This window comes from Allorhizobium paknamense, from assembly GCF_030815125.1.
Lineage (GTDB): Bacteria > Pseudomonadota > Alphaproteobacteria > Rhizobiales > Rhizobiaceae > Allorhizobium > Allorhizobium paknamense.
This window is the reverse complement of record NZ_JAUSWH010000002.1, coordinates 298,451-318,092: the sequence shown is the minus strand read 5'-3', so window position 1 is coordinate 318,092 and position 19,642 is coordinate 298,451. Positions and strand designations below refer to the sequence as shown.

At 59.6% G+C, this 19,642-nt stretch carries 26 protein-coding genes; 1 reads left to right on the top strand and 25 read right to left on the bottom strand.

The features are described from left to right. Positions 1-5: 5 nt before the first annotated feature. The 10 genes from QO005_RS05020 to QO005_RS04975 all read right to left on the bottom strand — a co-directional run bounded on the left by QO005_RS05020 (position 6) and on the right by QO005_RS04975 (position 6,420). Positions 6-287 carry a hypothetical protein gene (locus QO005_RS05020; RefSeq protein ID WP_307156890.1) on the bottom strand — a complete coding sequence of 94 codons (282 nt, stop codon included), beginning with the start codon at positions 285-287 and terminating at the stop codon, positions 6-8. Then, positions 284-592 carry a hypothetical protein gene (locus tag QO005_RS05015; RefSeq protein ID WP_307156889.1) on the bottom strand — a complete coding sequence of 103 codons (309 nt, stop codon included), beginning with the start codon at positions 590-592 and terminating at the stop codon, positions 284-286. Before QO005_RS05015 ends, QO005_RS05020 begins: the two co-directional genes overlap by 4 nt. Next, on the bottom strand, positions 589-894 hold the full coding sequence (locus QO005_RS05010) for a hypothetical protein (RefSeq protein ID WP_307156888.1): 306 nt from the start codon (positions 892-894) through the stop codon (positions 589-591). The genes QO005_RS05015 and QO005_RS05010 overlap by 4 nt, the downstream gene beginning before the upstream one ends. Continuing rightward, positions 891-1,913 carry an AAA family ATPase gene (locus QO005_RS05005; RefSeq protein WP_307156887.1) on the bottom strand — a complete coding sequence of 341 codons (1,023 nt, stop codon included), beginning with the start codon at positions 1,911-1,913 and terminating at the stop codon, positions 891-893. The genes QO005_RS05010 and QO005_RS05005 overlap by 4 nt, the downstream gene beginning before the upstream one ends. A 78-nt stretch (positions 1,914-1,991) precedes the next feature. Continuing rightward, positions 1,992-3,992, bottom strand: coding sequence for a transposase domain-containing protein (locus QO005_RS05000; RefSeq protein WP_307156886.1), 2,001 nt, complete (start codon positions 3,990-3,992; stop codon positions 1,992-1,994). Next, positions 3,989-4,222 carry a hypothetical protein gene (locus QO005_RS04995; RefSeq protein ID WP_307156885.1) on the bottom strand — a complete coding sequence of 78 codons (234 nt, stop codon included), beginning with the start codon at positions 4,220-4,222 and terminating at the stop codon, positions 3,989-3,991. The genes QO005_RS05000 and QO005_RS04995 overlap by 4 nt, the downstream gene beginning before the upstream one ends. Continuing rightward, positions 4,219-4,620 (bottom strand): hypothetical protein, encoded by a 402-nt coding sequence (locus QO005_RS04990; protein WP_370878008.1) that lies wholly within the window; start codon positions 4,618-4,620, stop codon positions 4,219-4,221. The genes QO005_RS04995 and QO005_RS04990 overlap by 4 nt, the downstream gene beginning before the upstream one ends. A 53-nt stretch (positions 4,621-4,673) precedes the next feature. Next, positions 4,674-5,519: a ParB N-terminal domain-containing protein gene (locus QO005_RS04985; RefSeq protein ID WP_307156883.1), complete on the bottom strand. Its 846-nt coding sequence runs from the start codon at positions 5,517-5,519 to the stop codon at positions 4,674-4,676. Further along, the gene (locus QO005_RS04980; protein WP_307156882.1) at positions 5,519-6,064 is read right to left on the bottom strand and encodes a hypothetical protein; all 546 of its coding nucleotides are present in this window, start codon (positions 6,062-6,064) and stop codon (positions 5,519-5,521) included. The genes QO005_RS04985 and QO005_RS04980 overlap by 1 nt, the downstream gene beginning before the upstream one ends. Positions 6,065-6,078: 14 nt before the next feature. Further along, entirely contained in the window at positions 6,079-6,420 is a 342-nt protein-coding gene (locus QO005_RS04975) for a helix-turn-helix domain-containing protein (protein ID WP_307156881.1), read from the bottom strand. Between the two features lie 130 nt (positions 6,421-6,550). Between QO005_RS04975 and QO005_RS04970 the strand changes: the two genes are divergently transcribed. Continuing rightward, entirely contained in the window at positions 6,551-6,919 is a 369-nt protein-coding gene (locus QO005_RS04970) for a helix-turn-helix domain-containing protein (protein WP_307156880.1), read from the top strand. Positions 6,920-7,445: 526 nt separating this feature from the next. On the opposite strand, the gene QO005_RS24195 is transcribed toward QO005_RS04970, so the two are convergent. The 15 genes from QO005_RS24195 to QO005_RS04900 form a co-directional block, all read right to left on the bottom strand. Beyond that, positions 7,446-7,808, bottom strand: a complete 363-nt coding sequence (locus QO005_RS24195; protein WP_370878001.1) for a helix-turn-helix domain-containing protein — start codon at positions 7,806-7,808, stop codon at positions 7,446-7,448. Positions 7,809-7,817: 9 nt separating this feature from the next. Further along, a complete protein-coding gene (locus QO005_RS04965) occupies positions 7,818-8,141 on the bottom strand; it encodes a hypothetical protein (protein WP_307156879.1) in 324 nt (107 codons plus the stop codon). Positions 8,142-8,744: 603 nt separating this feature from the next. Beyond that, positions 8,745-8,966, bottom strand: a complete 222-nt coding sequence (locus QO005_RS04960) for a hypothetical protein (RefSeq protein WP_307156878.1) — start codon at positions 8,964-8,966, stop codon at positions 8,745-8,747. 323 nt (positions 8,967-9,289) lie between these two features. After that, positions 9,290-9,973 carry a YybH family protein gene (locus tag QO005_RS04955; RefSeq protein WP_307156877.1) on the bottom strand — a complete coding sequence of 228 codons (684 nt, stop codon included), beginning with the start codon at positions 9,971-9,973 and terminating at the stop codon, positions 9,290-9,292. Continuing rightward, positions 9,915-10,517, bottom strand: coding sequence for a class I SAM-dependent DNA methyltransferase (locus tag QO005_RS04950; protein ID WP_307156876.1), 603 nt, complete (start codon positions 10,515-10,517; stop codon positions 9,915-9,917). The genes QO005_RS04955 and QO005_RS04950 overlap by 59 nt, the downstream gene beginning before the upstream one ends. Before the next feature lie 239 nt (positions 10,518-10,756). Continuing rightward, positions 10,757-11,569, bottom strand: coding sequence for a DNA adenine methylase (locus QO005_RS04945; RefSeq protein ID WP_307156875.1), 813 nt, complete (start codon positions 11,567-11,569; stop codon positions 10,757-10,759). A gap of 173 nt (positions 11,570-11,742) precedes the next feature. After that, a complete protein-coding gene (locus tag QO005_RS04940) occupies positions 11,743-11,952 on the bottom strand; it encodes a hypothetical protein (RefSeq protein ID WP_307156874.1) in 210 nt (69 codons plus the stop codon). Positions 11,953-11,955: 3 nt separating this feature from the next. Then, complete coding sequence (locus tag QO005_RS04935; protein ID WP_307156873.1) at positions 11,956-12,561, bottom strand: hypothetical protein; 606 nt, start codon at positions 12,559-12,561, stop codon at positions 11,956-11,958. Beyond that, entirely contained in the window at positions 12,554-12,949 is a 396-nt protein-coding gene (locus tag QO005_RS04930) for a hypothetical protein (RefSeq protein WP_307156872.1), read from the bottom strand. The genes QO005_RS04935 and QO005_RS04930 overlap by 8 nt, the downstream gene beginning before the upstream one ends. Further along, positions 12,933-13,337, bottom strand: coding sequence for a peptidase associated/transthyretin-like domain-containing protein (locus QO005_RS04925; protein WP_307156871.1), 405 nt, complete (start codon positions 13,335-13,337; stop codon positions 12,933-12,935). Before QO005_RS04925 ends, QO005_RS04930 begins: the two co-directional genes overlap by 17 nt. After that, on the bottom strand, positions 13,334-13,777 hold the full coding sequence (locus QO005_RS04920) for a hypothetical protein (protein ID WP_307156870.1): 444 nt from the start codon (positions 13,775-13,777) through the stop codon (positions 13,334-13,336). Before QO005_RS04920 ends, QO005_RS04925 begins: the two co-directional genes overlap by 4 nt. After that, the gene (locus QO005_RS04915; RefSeq protein ID WP_307156869.1) at positions 13,777-14,172 is read right to left on the bottom strand and encodes a hypothetical protein; all 396 of its coding nucleotides are present in this window, start codon (positions 14,170-14,172) and stop codon (positions 13,777-13,779) included. The genes QO005_RS04920 and QO005_RS04915 overlap by 1 nt, the downstream gene beginning before the upstream one ends. Continuing rightward, a complete protein-coding gene (locus tag QO005_RS04910; RefSeq protein WP_307156868.1) occupies positions 14,169-14,564 on the bottom strand; it encodes a hypothetical protein in 396 nt (131 codons plus the stop codon). Before QO005_RS04910 ends, QO005_RS04915 begins: the two co-directional genes overlap by 4 nt. After that, positions 14,561-19,126 (bottom strand): phage tail protein, encoded by a 4,566-nt coding sequence (locus QO005_RS04905; protein ID WP_307156867.1) that lies wholly within the window; start codon positions 19,124-19,126, stop codon positions 14,561-14,563. Before QO005_RS04905 ends, QO005_RS04910 begins: the two co-directional genes overlap by 4 nt. Beyond that, positions 19,127-19,555 carry a DUF6950 family protein gene (locus QO005_RS04900; protein ID WP_307156866.1) on the bottom strand — a complete coding sequence of 143 codons (429 nt, stop codon included), beginning with the start codon at positions 19,553-19,555 and terminating at the stop codon, positions 19,127-19,129. Between the last annotated feature and the right edge of the window lie 87 nt (positions 19,556-19,642).

Sequence of the window (19,642 nt, the reverse complement as noted above, 5' to 3'; positions counted from 1 at the left end):
TTTTTCTATTCCTTGATGGTTTTGATGGCGTTTCGAACGCCCTTTGAGGCAGCCAGGAGAGCGTTCAGCGCACGCTTTTCATCGCGTGTCCCCTGGCTGGTTTCGTAGCGGTTCAGCGCGTGCCAAAGGGCACGGGCTGCGTGCGTCAGTGCCTGCATGGGAGGGCGGTGCAGAGCCGCCGCCTCTTCTTCACGCTCAGCCGCCCGCAGAGCCTTGATGACAGGGGGGCCGATAGCCTCGACCAACTGATCCACCGGGATCTCGACGGGTACGACGAGCTTTTTCATGCCGCATCACCTCCATCCGACGGAGGCACGACCGCGAACCGGCGACGGCGCGGCAGTGGCACGACATTGCTGGTCAGCGGGTCCTGGGCGGCAGGGGCTGCCGTGCGCGTCTGTATGACGCGCACCTGCTCTTCGAGAATTTCCACCTCTTCTTCCAACTGCAGCACCAATTCGTGCACTGTCCGCAGGTTGGTGGCGAACGCCACTGTCGCTCCGGGTGTCAGGGAGAGGCCCGTCTGCCGTTGCTCAATGATCCGGTCACAGACCAGTCGGAGCAGGTCAGATGCTTTCGGGATATTCGTCATGTCCGCCCCCGAAAATCGGGGCGCAAGATCTTGCCACCAGCCTCGACCAGCAGATCACCCAGCGCCTTGGTGGCTTCGGCATCAGCGGCTTCGCGGCGATCCCGGCTTGCCTCGATGTCACGATGGCAATCCAGTTCGATCTCCATGTTGAGCGCCATGGCTCGCATGCTGCGCAACACGGCATAAAATTGGCGAGCATCGTCTCCGTCGATGGTGGCGATCGCGCCACCCGGCAAATCCGCAAAGCACTGGAAATTATCCATGAGCTGGCCGAGCGCGTCGGATAGTTTCAGAGACCTCATGCGAGATCTCCGATATTGCGGTTGCGCCATGCTGCCGTCAGATGCGTCAGCGCCAGATCCGCATCGTCGCCAAGGGCCAACATCTGCGCCGCCTTGATCGTGCGGTCGATGTTGCGCAAAGATCCGGGCTTGGTCGCCACGTTTTGCAGGAACCGCACGCAATCGGGGTCGGTAATGCTCCAGGCAGCAATCAGTGCCGTTGCGTCCTGCGGATTGTGCGTGCCGCCCGTCAGTCGACGGTCGATACGGGTGGCGACCTGTGCCCTGCTGCTGACGGTGCCCTTATCCTTTACGAAGGCGACAGCGGTCTCCTCGTTACCCATCAGGCAAACACCGCATTTGTAGACATCTACGAAATGTCGAAGCTGGTTTACCGCCTCAGGCAACAGGTTTTGCGCCTCGTCGATGATGAGGAGCGAACCCTCTCCCACCCGGTTCAACTTACGTCCAATTGCCCGGACCAATCGCGCCGGATTGTGTTCCAGTACCTCCAGTTCAGAGGCCAGTTCGATCAGCATCCCATGCACGGTCTTGGTATGCGGCGATATCGTAGCCATCCATGCGTGCGGCCTGGTCCGGCAAAACTGCCGCGCTGCCGTGGTTTTGCCGAAACCGCTGGGCAGCGTGATGATGGTAAAGCCGCCAGTCACCTGCGCGTAGAGCAGCACATTGTAGACATCCACGCCGGTGCTGGTTTTCACGAAATCCGGTGACGTCGGCATGGCAGCAGACAGACTGGCGCTTTGCTCCAGAGCATCCAGCCACTTGCTGACCTGCGCATTCACATTGGCGAGGACACCGGGATATTTTCCCGAAGCCCACTGGCTGAACGTTCCCTCTGCGACACCAGCGCGGCGCGCAACGTCCGCCTTGGTAAAGCCGCCTGCATTGGCTGCCTCAATCACCTGCGCCACTAAACTGCGCCAGGTCTCAACGTCATCCCCCGAATGTTTGGCCAAAAACTCGGCGGACGGATTTGGAAAGTCCCAGCCGCCGTTTGTGCTCATTGGTTTTTTCATGTACTTTGCCCCTGTTTGGCTTGGGCGTGCATTTGCACGCTCTTTTTTTTGATTTGCCGACCACATTGCGGGTCAGTGTCATTTCCGGCGTGCGCGACGGCCCGCCGTCGTTTTATCCCCCTGCGGGAATTCGATAATCGCCCCCTCTCCGCCCGCGATGCGGGCGAGACCTCGTGCGAAATTCTCTTCAAACTGCCTGTCGTCGATGATCTCCGGCTCTGGTTGAGCAACCGCCACAGGCGTGCGCGTGATCAGTCGGGTGACGACGGGGCGGCTGGGCTTTGCCGGTGCAGGCTTGTCGCGGGTCCGTCCCATCAGTTCCTTCAGCTGCAGGTCAGACAGACGCCGTGCGCTATCGAGAGCCGCTTTGTCGGCGTTCTGCTTGGTCTTGCGGGCGCGTGCGATGTCGCGGGCAGCGTTCTGGCAATCGAATCCGGTGTCCTCAACGCAGGCCGCATCACAGATCAACCGCCCTTGGGGATCGTAGACCTTGACGGCGCCATGCAGGTTGGACGGATCGAAGCGCACGGTGAGCTTCTTGCCGATCCAGTTGTTGAGTGCCAGATGCCAGTAACGGTTTCCGTAAAGGTGGATCGAGCCGTCGGGTTTGCGGGCCGAAATCGTCTCGGCGGTCAGCATCCAGAGCGACCGTTGCGCCTCGGACGCGAACCGAACGAGGTTCGCCGGATCTGCCATGCTTTCGGCAAAGACCTCGTCGAAGCTCCGCCCCTTCGCGGTCTCCGTGCGGCGGCCGACGCGGGCGTTGTGCTCGTCGATACACATCGCGACGTGTGCTTCCAGCTCGTCGAACGGGACGGCCCGCTGACCGTAGTTGTGCGGCTTGTGCTGTGTGCTGCGGCCGGTATAGCAGCCGGCCATGGCAGGGTGTTTGCAGATCTCTTCGGCCAAATCGCCCCAGCCGCGCTCGATCGGTTTGGACTGGCCGCTGTAGGGTGTCACGAAATGCGGCTCGATGCCGAGCGTCGTCAGCAGACCGGCAACCTCGTCTTCCGTGATCTTGAAACGATGGCGGCTCTTGGCTCCGCCGGAGATCTTCTTCGACGCAAAAGCCCGGCCGTTGTCCATGTAGAGATGCTCCGGGATGCCGTGCTGCTCGATCATGTTGCCGATGATCGTCCGCACCGCCTCCCAGGTCTCAGCTTCGGTTAGAACCCAGGACAGGATCTTGCGGCTGTAGACGTCCTGCATGGCCATCAGGAAAATGCGGGTTACTTCCGTCCGGTTTGGCATCTGCACCCGAAGGTCCAGCTTGTGGCCGTCGGTATTGACGATCTGCATCGCCATCAGGTGCGAAACGGATCGACGCTGAGCCGGGAATAGCTTCTTGGCGGCGTCCTTGCCCTTGCGGGCGAGGGTCTGCACGGCCTCCGGCACTTCCTGGTCGAGCCGGCGGCGCAGGGTCCGCTCGGAAGGGATTGGAGCCCAGCCCTTTTTCTTTGCCGTCGACATCATGCGCCGGTAGCAGGCTGAGAACTTCGGCTCCTCCGCCCGGAGATAGTCGGAGCAGAGTACCGCCCACGCCTCCGGATGGCATTCAGCAACCCTGCTGACCACGCCATCTGCCGCAGCCGAAAAACTCGGCGCCAGAGCGGCCAGCCAGTCCTGGCGCGCGTGACCGGCGAGCATCTTGCGCCACCCGTAAAAGGTGGCTTTGCTGATCCCGGCCTTCCTGCAGGCATGCGTCAGCGCATCCATGGCGCTGATACCGGAGGCCTGCAGCTGCTCGACTTCGAGAATGATGTTCAGCCGGCTGCGGCAGATGGCCTTATGTTCGTTCGTCAGCGCTTCAAACTTCGCCCAAATCGCCTTTGAAGCCGAATTGCGCTGCGGTTCGATCTCCGTGTGCAGGAACGCCAGTTTCTGACGGGCGGCGTTCGGCAGAAGCGAATAATGGTATTCATAGCCACCACCGCCCTTGGCACCGCTGGCCTTGCGATACTTCATCGGTGATGCGCGCCAGCCCTGGCGGGAGACAAGCCGATCATAGCCGTCAATGCTGGCCGGCATGTCAGGCAGCCGGGCGGCAACCAATTCGGAAAGGGTGAACCATTCCTTCATGCCGACACCCCGGCCTTCTTGGCGGCGATGAACGCCCGGATATCGGCTTCATGCGCACGGCAGAACATCAGCGTGGCCCGAACCGCAAGGATGCGGTCCATCAGCATGACGCGCTCTTCCTCACGCATCTTCCCCTCACGGACGAGACGGGGATACTGCTGCTGCCGCTGGGCAATCTCGCGTTCGATCTCGGCAATCTGTCCGATGATGGAAATTTTCTTGAGCGTCATTTGCGCCCCCGCTTGATCGTCACCGGGGTCGCCAGCAATGCCTTCAGCTGGGCCTGCTCTTCGCGGATCTTCTGCTGCCGATAGGCAATCTCCGCGAGGCGCGCTTCGTCACCCTGCAGGAGCAGCAATCCGTCGTCGGACACGACCACATCCCAAAGCCAAACCGCGCCGGTGGCACGGACGAACGCCTTGAAGCGAACCAAGCTAATGTCGTGGCTGGTCTTGCTCTCTGCCGTATAGGCATCGAGCGCCGACTTCGAAACGTTCGGCAGTCCCAGATAATGCGCCATACGAGCGGCAATGGTCGGACGATCGTAGGGGCACTCGCGGATGGCGCGGGTCATCGCCCGCTTCAAACGAGCGCGGAACCGATCAATGTCGATCCGTTCCGCAGCCATGCGAACCGGAAACGCCTGTTCAATGAACAGATCGAGTTGTGAGGAAGACGGCTTCATGCTGCCTCCTCGCGGATCTGCTGCATCAAGGCGTCAGAGCCAGCCATTCCGATCTGTTGCAGGAAATCGTCGCGGGTTTCAGGCGAGGCATCATCCCAGGCAGCCAACAGCTTCTTCAAAATGCCAGCCTGGACGCTCTCTGCAGGCGGTGTGGCCTTCGGCCCCTTCAGCCATTCGAAGACAACATCGACGTTCTTGTCTTCACGCAGGGCAGCCGCAACCTTGACCTGCTCGTCACGGGAGAGCTTGGCGAGCTTTAGGAGCTTTTTCTGGTCGTACTCGGCTGCCGTGCCGCGCACCGCCTGACGCAAGGCGGGGTCCAGTTTTTGACCGATCAGGGTCAGGTTGAAATATGTGCTCCGGCCAATCCCGAGGCGCTCTTGAACGCGCTCGGATAGTTCCTTGCCGGGGGCGAAAATCAAAGTCCAATCGTTGGACTTTGATTTTCTGTCGCCTCCGCGCTCCACTTTCCCGTGTTTTTCCTCATAAATTTCGCGATATTTCGTGACGAAGAGGCCGCGATCAAGAGCGGACAGCTCATTGCGATAGAGGTTTTCGGAAATCTCTATCAACTGCGCCTCGGCGCTGTCAGCCGTCAGCACAATGGCGTCGATTTCTTCCCACCCGTTCATCCGGGCGGCTTCCAGGCGGTGGCCGCCTGCGATCAGCGTGTAAGGCGTCTTGCCGCCGTTGGCAGCCGGGGTGTTGCGAACCGTGATTGGGTTGATCAGTCCTCGATCCACCATGCTGCCAGCAATCGCGGCTGCATGCTCCAGGTCAACCGGCCGGGCGCGTTCGCCTATGGCGATCGACGATAAAGGTAGGCTCTTGAGCGTAGCCATCAGGCAACCTCGTCCATGTCAAATTCGGGGAAATCGTTGCCGGTGAGGCTGAGCGAGAACAGGTCGCGCGCCCGATCGGCAATGGATTGATAGTGGGTGGCGAAGCGATCCAGGATCAACCGATCCTCTATTGTCCGCAGCGCTCTATTGATGGCCTCGCGCGACCGCCCCTCCACCTCGACGACACGGCGCTTGGGCCAGTGGAACTCGCGAACCATCAAATGCATCACGATCTGTCGCGCCAAGGCAGCGTCAAACATTTCGTGGGGCGGATCGATGATGTCGCGCAGAGCTAGATGGGGAAAGCCTTCATATACGGCGCGAATGCAGGCCCTGAGGTTCACGTTATAGACCTCAGACTGGTCATACAGGTTGATCATGGCCGCCCTGCCCGCCGCCATGCAGTCATGCCAAATTGGGTGAGTGTTTTCGTCATTGGCGAACGCTCGAAAATGCGAGATCGTCGTGATGTGGAGCGGGGCTGATGTCTGACAGCCGGGGGCAACGGCCCCTTTGATCCTAGAATGGCAGGCTAGAGCAGCCACGCTTCCGCTCCACATCATGCGGCGACCTGGGATTGGTGCTGCGCATCGGTCGTCTGTCGGCGACCGTTTCGATAGTTTTCGGCAGGTTGGGGATTCTTGCGCGATCCATCAGGGTAATAGCGGGACCGCCACAGGAGATGAGGACGAGTTTTCAGAGCCGCAGCGATCGCGCGCTCGCCCGCCAAATGCGGTTCATGAACAGTGTTGCCAGCGGTGCCTGACGGCAAATCATACTGCTGATCGATCTGGGTCAGCGTCAGTTTGTTGCGGATAAGCAGCGATTTAACACGGGCAACCTCTTCTAACCGGAGGCGCTCCGCGCGGCTGGTCTTGCCGGTTTGGGCGGTATTATGCATAAGTGATCCTTCCTGAAGGGAGGCCCTGCAACGGCCTCCTTTTTCGGGGTGGTTAATTCTGCGAACACAGAAAGGGTTAAACCAATATCTCGGTTTTGTAAACTGAGTTTAGGGTTTAATTTGAGATAATTTGGCAAGACCAGAGGCAGCGCCGAAAACGCCGCTCGGGGCGCGTTTGCGAGAAATCCGGCGACATTTTGGGGATCCAGAACGAGATCAATGGGCTGCCCGATTGGGGGTCGCCAAAAACACGATGGCATCGTATGAACGTGGCGATACGGAGCCAACGGCCAGCGTTCTCGCGGCCTATCGTGAGATGCTCAACATCAATCTAAATTGGCTGGCTACTGGACAGGGAGAGATGCTCTCGTCCGAAGGTGTTGCCGAGGCTGGCCTTGTGGCTGAGCTGGCAGTTGAAATAAGAAAGCTGCCGCCTGCGAGGCAGCAGCTTGTGCTTGGAATGATGCGGTCGATCGTCAATCACGAACTGCATAAATAACCAGCGGTACAGGCTCGTCCCTACAGTGGACGATGTTTAGCGACAGCGGCCCGTAAACCGCCCTCGCCGTCCGCTCCAGGTCGCCCAGCGTCGTTGAAAATTGCGAATGTACCCGACGGCTGATTGGCCCCATGGCCAATAGCCGCATAAACTCACGTCTATGCATGTTACCCCTTACTTTTACCCAATACTTTCAAAGGGGCGCGCGCCTTACGTGTCTTAAATCGCGCAATTGCTACCGAGTCAAAAGCTTTTAGAAGACAACTATTTATGAGCGATTCGGCACTTAAAATTTCTCAGTCGAAATCCCGTGAAAAGTGAGGGCAATTCATGAAAATCGCCCTAAAATGTTTTAAGTTTTTTTTCCAACATAAGTTACAGCTAATCAATTAGTGATGTTTAATATACCCCATATATAAAGGGGTATTTATGGAACTGCACAACAGCATCATCGAGTTTGCCGGCACCCTATCCAGCGACGAGCTGCGATATGCTGAGGTGATTGCTGGTTGCCACCGGTGCAGGCTTATCGGCGTATGCGAGACTGCTCACGCATTCTCTGCAGATCCCGCATCACTAATGGAATTCGCCGATAGTCATTGGCCGCGATCTCAGCCAAAGCGCCGATAACCCGGCTCGCTCGCGCAAGATCCTCACTGAGCGTGTCGCTCACTGGCGCCGAGCGCGGCGGCTCCTGCCGGAGCGCTGCAGGATCGTCCAGACCAAATACACGGGCGATGGCCTGCAGCGTGGATGGATGCGGCTCACGCCTAGCCCGCTCTGCAGCCGAGATCGTGGGGACGGACAACCCAGCTCGACGAGCCAGGTCCTCCTGCTTCATGCCATATGCCCGTCTCCAGGCCTTGATCTGATATTTCTGCTGGCCCATTCATCACATTTATCTACACCGGATATAGACAATATATGTCTTGGCAGCACGGCCCGTTAAGTAGCGTCCAGTTGTAATTTCATCGCTGGAGACAACCGTGCCTGCTGGGCACTGGGCTTTCATATAGTCCGTCGCAATCTTGAACCGTGTTTCCCGATCGTCAGGGTTCAGACCGAAATCGACGACATTCTTGATATAAACGGCATAGTCGCTTCCCTGCAGCGTTGACTTTTCAACCCTCAGGTTTCCATGCGCTTCAAGGACATTCAGTTGCGCCTGGCAGCCCGCCAGCAGTGCCGCGCCCAAGATTGCTATTCCGCTGCTCGCTTTCACAATTCCCTCCATCTGAAAACTTTGGCGGCTCATCCTAAAAGCGGATGGTTAAGAGCTCTTGCGGCTTAACCGGCCGGGATAAAAATTGTGCGGAACCCTCTTTTCACTCTCAAACCTTCTATCCATCTGATAAAATTGCATTTTTCGCAAAAAAATTGAGGTTCCGCGCAAGTGCGGAACCTCAAATTGACGTTCAGGCAAAAAATCGCCCTGCAAAAATCCAACGCCGATGTCCTCGCCAAAAAGCACTGTTGTTGATTTTCAACGGTTTGAAGCCGTCTAAAAGCCGTTCTAAGGGTTTTTGAAGGTGTCTTTGAAGATCGGCCCGATTTCGCCGCTCGCTTAGGGAGCGGTCGGTTTTTCTCCAGTTCGGCCTGTCAAAACCGCGATGTCAGGATTTCACCTGCTTCCGCACAACGTCTTGTATTTTCGGCCTTTTCCAGTTGATCCCGGTTATTCCCGGATAATCCCGCCTTTTCCAATTCTATTTGTCAGACAACAACCAAGAACCGGAAAAATGAAATTTGTAAAAAGGCTATCAAAGTAGCCCGATCCAAAAAAAGAGCCCCGGTCTTGGCCTTTTCGTTCTACGATTCGGTCGTTTCAGAATGGCGTCATGCGGTGAATGGCCCTGACACCGGAAAGCAGGGCGGCAATGCGCTCAAGGCTTTCATCCACCGTGCATAAAGCCCCAACAGCGCTGTTGCAGCGCTTTTCCTCCATATCGACGGCTGCAATGTCGATCCGGTTTATCAAGTCCATCGCTTCATGTTGCATGGCCTTGATCATCGAAGTGAAGGCTATTTTCTTGTTTTCGTCGGTCATTGTCATCTCCTGTGTTGATGACAGCACCATCGCTCCACAATCGCTCGAAGCCCAGCAATCGGCTTTCTTTGAATGGCCCCTCCAGAACTGCTTTGGCTGCACGCCGACGATATCGAATCACCGGAGCAAAATCCTTGCTGGCTTCAAATCCGACGATTTTTGAAAGAGTTTCGGTTCTTTTGAAGAATGTTTGAAGGGTATTTGAAGCCCATATAAAGACCGTTTAGGGCCGATAGAAGTGGACTGTCCGATATTGGGGAGTTGCAAGCCGTAAACCGACACTCAGGCATCAGAGGCAGTTGTCCGGGTTCGGCCCAAAGCGGTCATTCTTTAGGGAACTGGCTCAGGTGTTCGTGAACGATCTTCCAAATATCCTTTTCTCTCCGAAGAATAGTGGTGCCTCGGCCGCCGCCTTCAATCGGTCTATTTTCAATCACTGCTCTCCAGCGGAAATGATAAGTGCAGGCGGCAGCATCGTCAGAGTAGGTTGCCCATTTGAGGTTCTCCAACCAATATTTTTCAAGAGGAAAATTTTGCCAAGTCGCCTCAAAAGCTTGGCGTATCTGTTGCAGTCCACAAAATGATCCGTCATTGAACCAGAATATCGCATCGGAAGAGATTATCGGTACCAACTTCTCAAAATCATGCAAATTGATATTGGCTTGATACTGCTTGAGTGTTTCCTCAGGATGCATTTTTCCCTCGCTAAAAATACCAAGATTGCCAGTTTTCTCTATAGCAGAGATAGCGACATCTAGGACCAGGGCAACGTCCGCTGATGGCGCGAAGCGGAAGACGCTTGTCAAGCCAAATCGGTCATTGGCCATCGCACAAGTCGGTCGCGAAACGCTGATGTTTGCACCCGAGTTGCGCGACAGAAATTCCCTCTTCATATTTAGGCGCGGTAGATCTGTCGCGATTGTCAGGAATTGCGTGACAATCCTACGGCTACCGCTGACGCGCAAGCCAGACTGTGCGCCCGCCGCAGTCAGCGTCTTGCACAACATGGGCCACAACTTCAAAGCCGTTCCGGTCGAGCAGCAGGCGGTATTCTTCAGGGTCGAGGCTGGCATGATAGAGGGGTTCCCCTCCCAGCGTGCCGATGGCCTCGCCGAAGACGGGGCCACTTGTGAATAGCAATGGAGCCTTCGGTTCGGCATGGTCCCGGAAGATGGGGAACATCATGCGCTGATCGTGAGGCGCAAGGTGGAAGAAGCTATCCCAAGTGATCAGCCCGCCATATCTCCGATCTAGTTTCAGCGAGCGCATATCGGCCACTTCCACCGTTTCGCCTGGTAGATTTGCTCGAAATAGGTCGATCATCTCGGGCGAGCTGTCCACGCCAGTAATCGGATGACCTCTGGTGGCAAGGTAACGGGCGATCGGCTCGCCCGATCCGCATCCAATGTCAAGCACCGCCGCCCCTCGCCGCAGCATATCGGCAAATCGCTCGATCCATGCGCGCTCCAACAACACCGTGCCGCGCGCGGTTGCCCATGCACCAGCATGGCGACGATAAAGGTCTATGATGCAGGCGGCTGCGTCGATCATGGTCTTACGGGCGATTCCCTGTTTTCGGTGTCGCAAAAATCCTGATTAAAGCGACACTTGTTTTCCTGACTTTTGTGCCGACGCAGAATAGGGAGTTTTGCGGCAGGCACAATGTCCGGTGTTGGCGCACAGCCGACATGATACCGCATAGAGGCACGTCCGTTTTCTGGCTCCTTAGAGGATGCCCGTTATGTCCGATATGAAAAGGCAAAGCTGTTCTCAAGCATGCGCTTCCAATTTCACCCCTCCTCACTCCAATAAATCAACTCCCGCGCCTCCGTCCCCTTCCCGCCAGACACCGAATACGACAACTCCGCCACCGCCACCGGAAACCCCGCAAAGATCTCCCGAACCTCCGGACGATCATTTATCGACAGGATAAACCGTCCTTGAAGCGTCTTTAAACGCGCTGCAAGAACCTCGAACTGATCCCGAGCGAACAGCGCTTTGCCGTAATCATCCTCACAACCGAAATAAGGCGGATCGAGATAGAACAGCACGCCGGGCCGGTCGTAGCAGTTGATGAAGGCCAGCCAGTCGAGGTTCTCAATGATGACACCGGCCAGACGCTCGTGGACGTCTTCGAGCAGCGGTGCGAGGCGCGTCAGGTTGAACCGGGCGCTGCCATTGTGCTGCACGCCAAAATTCTGGCCTGCGACCTTGCCGCCGAAAGCGAGCTTTTGCAGATAGATGAAGCGCGCTGCTCGTTCCAGATCGGTGAGCGTTGACGGATCGCAGGCCTTCAGCCGGTCGAACTCGCGGCGGCTGGTGATCTGGAATTTGAGCGTATCCATGAACTGCGGATAGTGCCGCTGCAGGATGCGGAAGAGGTTCACGACCTCGCCGTTGCGGTCGTTGATCACCTCGGTCTTCGGTGCAGATCGCCTGCGGAAAAACACACCGCCCATGCCGATGAAGGGTTCGGCATAGGTCTGATGCGGTATGGCCTCGATCATCTTGACCAGGCGCGGGGCAAGGCTGCGCTTGCCGCCGATCCATGCGGCCGGCGGCTGGGTGTTCGGAACGGGCCGGAAGGCCTCACGATTCGCCATTTCCAAGTTCTCACGACTCAGTCACACAGGTCCGGCCCTGCAGGGTACGGGTGCGACGGTTATCGTTTGACGCTGTCGGACGGGTTAGGTCGCCAAACTTTGGCCCGTCGTTGGGGTGTTTCAGCACCCCACCACCCGGCTGCTTCCTATGGAGGCATCAGCCGGATGCACGTTCATGGTGCCTGTGTGTCTTCCGGCGGGTCGCTCGCGACCGGCACCAGGTCCGGCGCTTCAGCACGCACATAGTCCGGATCATGCGGAGCCAGCCGCCGCAGCGCCTCGGCCAGCCGGTTCGACAGGCTGTCGACTGCCCCAGCATAGTGATCGGCCTGCTGTTCCAGCAGCCGGTTGCGTTCTCGCAGTGCCGTTTCCAGAATGCCCATGGCTCAGCCCTCGCCGCTTTGCGTGGTCGGCCAGGAGAAGGCCGGAAGCTCGGTGAGGAAATCGGCGATGGTCGGGATCGGCCGCTGCTTGGCGATCACCTTCTCAAGCTCGGCCAGCGAATAGACCCAGACATCGGAGCGCCAGTCTTTGAGCGCCGCAGCCTCGGCCGCGAAGGTGGCATTCTTGTCGCCAGAATAGGTGACGGCGGTGGTCATGCTGTCATAGCCGCGTTCGCGCGCCTTGGCGTTCATCATCTCCTGGATCGCCAGCTGGTAGCGACGCTTCAGCACCTCATCCGACACCGGCACGTTGACCCAGCCGTCGATCGTGCTGGTGACGAAGGCCGGAATGGCCGGCAGTTCGGTGACGGTGGACAGATAGGCCTTCTCGTCGCTCAACAACTGATCCTGGATCGACTGCTGTTCTTCCGCCGAAAGCCCATTGGTCATGTGGGCGGCGACGCCGTACCAGAAGTCGCGGGCGCTCAGGATCTGCTGGCGGCCGAGCCACCAGGCCGCCATCGCAGCCCAGCGACTGGAGCGTCCAGCCGTGACCTCGACGATCACGCCATCGACCATGGCTTCATACATGCTGTTCACACTATACATTCTCGCCTCGCTGTTGCTGGATGAAGGAATGGGCGGCCTCGATAAGCCGGGTGATGGCAGGGGCAGATGTCGCCGCCTCGATCTCGCGCTTGGTGCTCAGCCGCGCCGCCTCGATGCGGGCGATCCTTGCCGCCGTTTCGGCATGGCGCTCCAGGATCAGTGCGGCTGCTGCGGCCTCGCTTAAGCCCGTGCGCTGCGCTTCCGATTGCGTGAGAACAGAGGAGGTCCCGAACCGGACAAGATCGGTCGCTGCCCGCTCCTTCAGCGCGTAGATCTTCGACTTGGCTGACGGATAGACCTCTTCGAGCAGAGCGGCGAAGGCCTCTTCAATGCCTTCGATGGCCAAGGCCCTCACCTGCGCCAGGTCCTTCTTAAGCAGCAGCTTCATCGACCGTCACCTCCACCGTTCTGGGCCGGTAGCCGGAAGCCGTGAACACCAGCAGATAAGTCCCGGCATCGGCGGCCTCGAATTCGAGATGGCCGCCGCTCACCGTCTGCGCCTCGTCATCGATCGCCACCGTGCACGGATCAGGCAGGCCGTCGAACACCGTGGTGCCGCCCGGCTGCAGTGTGATTGCGGCGGGCAAGTCCATCTCTTGAAGCGGGTTCAAACACCCTTCAAAGACGTGGTAATGGGCGCAGACATGCTGGGCGCTTTCGGTGCTCTCCACCTCAATGAAGCTGATGCCCTGCTGGCTCAGATGCTCGGCCATGCCCTCCGGAATGGGATCGGACAGGACGTTGAAGATGGTTCCGTTCGTGTGACAGACGATCATGCCAGCGTGTTCTCCAGGACGACGTAAGAGAGGCTTTCCATGTTGGTGACGCCGGTCCAGAACTCGAAGGCACTGGTCCCGACATTCACGAAGTTCGGCAGATAGGAAAAGTAGGTGGAGCCGCTGACCACGCCGCTGAAGATGATCGCGTAGGTCGGCAGCATCAGTTGCGGGTAATTCGGCATCTTGAAGCCGAAGAGCACGATGGGCGGAGCGGAGAAGGTCTTGCCGAAGCTGATCGTCAGGCGTCGGCAGTTGAAGGCGCTGTTGCCGCTGCCGATCTTCACGGTCTCCGCGCCGCTCATCGCCGCCACGCCGCGCATATAGATTGCAAGACAGGCCGCGCCGCTGGAAAAGGCCAGATACTGGTCGCCGTCATCGACGCTGTGGCCTGCAACGGCAATCCTGATCCCGGAGGCATCGATCCGAACCCGCGCCATCAGAGCGACCTCCGGAAGATCATGTAATAGGCCCCGGTGATCGCGGCATCGGAAACGAAGTTGAAGGTAATGGCAGACGCCGTGACCGTGTAGTTGATGACGGGCACGACAAAGGTGGACCCGCCATTCTGGGTCTTGTAGCCGGTGGGATAGGTAATCCGGCCATCGGAAAACACGTTGTTGACCACCACCACCGGCACATAGCCGAGCGAGGGAAAGGTGATGGTCAGGGCGGTCTGGGAATTGCGCGCCACATAGCCGGAGAGATAAAGCTGACCGGAAAACACCCGCTCATCGAGCAGCAGCTGGCTTTGGCTGGCGCTGTCGACATCGACACCGGGAGCCGAAACGCGGAAAACCGGAATGGACGGATTGAAGACGGCCCGCTTGGTCATAGCGCCTGGCTCCTCCAGACGACATAATCGAGATAGACCGGATAATTGAGGCTGCGGGTCTCGACCGTCAGCCCATCCGCCTCCACCAGCACCTCGCCAATATTGTAATCGGTGCGGTTCGTGGTGATCGGCGCGATATAGGCCCCGTCCTTCTTGTGCGCTGCCCAGGCTATGGGAATGAAGCCGAGCGACGGCCAGGTCACCAGCTTGGCCGCTCCTTGAGCGCTGGAGATCAAAAGCGAGCCGCTCAGAAAAACCTGAAGATAGCTCAAGGCGTCGCTGTCAAAGACCACGGCATTCTGCGGAATGGAGAAGTTGTTGGCGTCATAGCCCGCCTTCACGATCCGCATCCGGAAAGAGCCGTTGACCGGTTTGATGAAGCCCCGGCTCATTCGTACCACTCCATGGACCCTGCCCCGAGATTGATCACCATCTTGCCGTTCGACGCCTGAATGACCCCGGCGGTGACGGTTCCCAGATTGGCGGTAATGGCGGAGAGCGAATTGACGGAAAGCTGGTTGGCGGTGATCGCGCCATCGACGATCAGGTCGGCGGCGTTGCGTTTGTTGACGACGAAGCCGCCGACATAGACATCGCTGTTGGTGTTCGGCAGGTAGACATAAGCCGCTACGCGGGCTTGCGTGGCACCGGCTGGAGCGGTCACGTTCATCGTCGCTGTCACGATGCCCGAGCCGGTGCCTCCGACCCAGTTTCCGAAGTCGATATAGCTCAGCTGAGCACCAGCGGAATTATACCAGATGATCCGAAGCAACGGGGCCTGAGTGCCGTTGGAATAGGCCGAGCCGGTGACGCGGTACTGCGCATTGGCCGTGACCGGGAATAACCGGCTGATCAGCCCATCGGTGTAACCACTGCCTGCCGCGTAGATGAACCGCATCTGCGATTTCGAGGCCATGCCGCCCAGATAGGCGTCGGTCCACGAACTCCAGCCCGAACCGGACCACGAATTGCCCGGGTCCTGCATCTGGTTGTCCGGCACCAGATTGGTGAAATCCGTCAGCACCAGCTGCTTGGCGGTGACCGCGTTCGCTGCAATGTTGTTCGCGCCGATGGTATTGGCGGCGATCTTGTCGCCCGTGATCGAGGATGCCGCAATCTTGTCTGCAGTAACAGACCCCGCCACGATCTTGTCCGCTGTCACCGACCCCGCAGCCAGCTTTGCCGCCGTGACGGCATTGGCTGCAAGCAGATCGGTGGTGATAGCCGAGGCGACGATGCTGCCGCCATTGATCAGCGTTGCCCCTGCAGGTTGCCAGGCAGACGGCTGCGACTGGTTGGCCGTCGCCTCCCCGAAATACATCCGGGTCAGCCAAAGGAAGGAGTTGATGACCCCAGCCGTGGCCGAGCCCTGCGCCCGGAAGATGACATAGGCCTTGACGGCCCCGGCTGGAGCCTGCGCCTTCGCCCAGGGCCGCAGATAGCTGGCAAGGCTGTTTTGCGGATCGCCATTCTGCGCTGCGCCGACGCCCCACAACTGCCCGGCGCTTACCCATGTCCCATCCGCCTTGGTGAAGACGAGATAGGCGGAGAAGCCGCTGCCCCTATGGCCGTAGCTGTAGCAGGAAACCTCATACCAGTTCCCGGCCACCACATCCCAATATTTGGTCGCGCCATTGGCATCGCATTGCACCAGATCGGCATAATAGCTTGCCGTGGATGCATCCGTCTGGACGATCTGGAAGGCTCCGCCCGGTGGAGCCCAATTGTCGGTGGTCCGAACCGAAAACTCCCAGGTGCCGCCGCTGGTCCCGGCCAGCAGCCAATAGGTCTTTCCCGCCTGACAATCGGAGTTGACGAACCAGTTTGCCCCCGTGCCGACCGCCAGCTTCCCGGTGGTCACGGCCCCAGCGCCGATCTTGTCGGTGGTGATCGCTCCCGCCGCAATCTGATCGGCCGAAACCGCGCCTGCTGCAATTGCCGCCGTCGTCACGGCATTCGCCGCGATCTTGTCGGAGGTCACCGCCCCGGCCGTCAAGGCATTGGCGGTGATCGAGCCATCGACGATCAGTTCGGCGGCATTGCGCCGGTTGACGACAAAGCCGCCGACATAGACGTGGTTGTTGATGTTCGAGCGCTGCACATAGGCCTGGATACGGCCATAGACTGCGCCGGCTGGAGCCGTGACATTGACCGTCGCCGTCAGATAGCTGGAGGTGGAACCGCCACTGACATCGAGAATGGCCGAGAACGAGATTTCCGCGCCCGTCACTGTGAACCAGTGAATGCGCAGCAGCGGGGCCTGCTTGCCATTGGAATAGCTGGAGCCGGTGACGCGATACTGCGCCCCGGCCACCACCGGAAACATCCGGCTGATCAGCGCGGCGCTATAGCCGGTCTGGCCCGCCACATAGGTGTAGACCATCTGGGATTTGGAGGCCATGCCGCCGAGATAGGCATCGCTCCACGAACTCCAGCCCGCGCCGGACCAGGAATTGCCGGGGTCCTGCATCTGGTTGTCCGGCACCAGGTTCGTGAAATCCGTCAGCACCAGGTGCTTGGCGGTGATCGCGCCTGCCGCTACCTGATCCGCCGTCACGGCATTGGCCGCGATCTTTACCGTGGTCACCGCACTGTCGGCCAGCTTTGCCGCCTGGATGGCCGCATCCGCCACCTGCGAACTGATGATCTGTCCGGTCAGTTCGGAGGTCGCCACCGAATTGACATAGGCCGAACCGTTCCAGCGATAGCTCACGCCGTTATAGGTCACATAGGCCGCGACCCGGCTGGTTGGCAGCGCCGTGACCACCTTGACCGCTTCGATGCTCGCGGCAAGCTTGGTGGCATCGACCACACCCGCCGCCAGGGCAGTGGCCGTTACGGCCGCATCAGCGAGCTTCGCCGCCGTCACCGCACCGGCGGCCAGGATCTCGGAGGTCACCGCTGCGACCGCAAGCTTGGCGGTGGTCACGGCATCGTCGGCGAGCTTCAGGCTGGTGATCGCCTCGTCCATGATCTTGGCGGCCGTCACCGCCGCATCGGCGAGCTTTGACGTGACGATAGAGCCGTCGAGCACATCGGAGGATTCCGACAGATTGAGCGTCGTCACGTCGATCCAGGCAGACCAGTCGGTTTCCCGCGCCGTCACCGGCACCAGCTTGCCCTGCACCTCGTATTCGGTTAGCGCCAGGCACCAGGTGCCGGAGAGCGTCCATCGGGCCGGCGCGCCGTAGGGCAGCGCATCGGTGTCGAGCACGACGATGCCGGTCGCCTTGACGCGGATCTTGATCCAGACGCGGGCCACATCATCGAGATCGCTGGCGCAGGACACGACGATGGCCGGGCGGCGCTGCTGGCTGTCGGCATCGGTCACCGATCCCGCCTCGACCTGAAACCCTGTCATCGCCTGGACGGGAGCGGTCACCGGCCCTGTCCAGCCGATCACCGGCGCGACAATCGTTTCCGGCGGATCGTAATCGGAAGGGTCGATCTCCGTCAGCGACACCTGCCGCAGCATGCCGGACTGGCCGTTATTGGCCGTGACCAGAAACTTCTTGTTGGCATAGGCATTGCGCTCCGACGTCCAGGCGACGACGTCGTTCGGCTCCAGCGCGGCAGCCAGCGGCGGCAGGGTCACAACATGGGTGCGGAAGCGGCGCTGCTCCTTCACCATAGTCTCGATCAGCGACTGCACCTGCGCCGAATAGGGCACGGCGGCAAAGGAGACCGAGACCGGCAGCGAGCGATTGCCGTCTTCTGCTTCGAGCGTCAGGTTGCGGCTTTCCGGCGCGTCCTTGGTCGCCCATTTCTCCTCCGGCTCCGGATAGGTGCCGGCCACCCGGTTATGGGTGGATTTGAGCGACGGGAACGGCTCGAAATCCTGATCCTTGCTGACGACGATGCCATCGTCGTCGAAGGAATAGACGGCGGAGCCCGGCGCACCGACCAGCGGCTTGATGAAGCCGCCGACCTCGGCAAAGCGGCCGGCGCAGGCAATGCGCAGATCCTCCAGCACGTCGAGCGGCTCGGTATCGAGCGTCACTTCCAGTCCGCAGCGAAACTGCGCGGCATCGTTGACGGTGCGGTCGCATTCATTGGCGGCGGCAAACCAGGAGGCATTCGGCAGGCGGTGCGCCGAGACATTCTGGCCGCCATAAAACCAGTCGCCGTCATAATAGATGCCGCGTGCGATGTTGTAGGCGGCGGTGATCGGATTGAGCGTCGGCTCGTAGGTGGAGGGATCGTTCCAGCGATGCGTGCCGCTGCCGCCATTGGTGCTGTCCCTGCGCGGATCGTAAAACGGCGTCGGCTTCGGTTCATAAATGCCGGTCGGCATGCCGGAAAACAGGTCGGTGTTATAGCGGGCCGTCAGGATGATGTATTGCACGCCGCGCCCGATCCGGTCGGAGGCATAGGGCCGGTCGGCATTGCCGCCGAATTTTGCGACCAGAAAGCTGTCGGCTGCCGTCTGGGTGCCGTCATAATATTTGAGCCAGAGATAATCCTTGCCGTTCTTGCGAAACTCGGTGATCGGATAGCCGCGCCCGTCGGCATGCGGCCGCGACCAGTCGACGGTGCATTTCTTGTCGTCGATCCAGACACTGTTGAGGCCCTGCGGCCCAGCATAGGACGGCAGGTTGGAAAGCTCGATGACGTCGGTGAGAAACGCATTCGGCGTGCTGCCGTCGCTGCCCCAGGTGCCGATATATTTCCGCCGCCCGCCCACGGCACGCGAGCCGATGATGAAGCTCATCGGCTGGTCTTCGCCCATCTTGATTTCCAGCACCTGGCCGGCGGCAGCGGTCTTGTTCTTGCCCGTCAACGCCTTCTGCAAGAGCGACAGGCCAAGCCCGATCACCACCCGGCCGACCATGCTGCCGATGCCGGTGGCAAAGAACGAGCCGACTGCGGCCACCGCCGCACCCACCGGCCCGGCATAAGCGGCGTCGGCCGAGATCAGCAGGAAGAGCAGAATGGAAACGGTTTTGAAGACCATTCAGCCCACCCTGAAGGCCATCGTCGCCTGAAGCAGGCTGACGGTTCCGAGCCCCTGCGGACGCAGCACGAAGATCCGCTCGCCGTTCACCACGCCCAGCGCATGGCCGATCGGCCCGTCATAGGCAATGGCCGCAATGTCGCCGATCTGCGCCTGGCTCGGATGGATCTCCGGCAGCAGCGAGGCGACCAGCGCGCCGAGCGTCTCGAAGCCCGCCGCCCGGATGACGGCGGCGGCACTCGCCTCGTCATGATAGGGCATGGGGGAAAAGGAGGCTGTCAGATCGACACCGGTCACCGCCTCGACCAGACGGCCGGCAAGGCCCGGTCCGCAATCATGGACGGACCATTCGAAAGGCCGCGCCTTGATCTCGTCGATTGCCGCCTCGAACCGTGACCGCCAGTCCTTCACCCGCACAAGCGTCTGCATCAGCGCGCCCCCGAAGGAGCGTGATCAGGCAAGGCAGAGTGGATTTTGCGGATCTGGTGCATGCCGAGCAAACTGGCTCAAGGCATG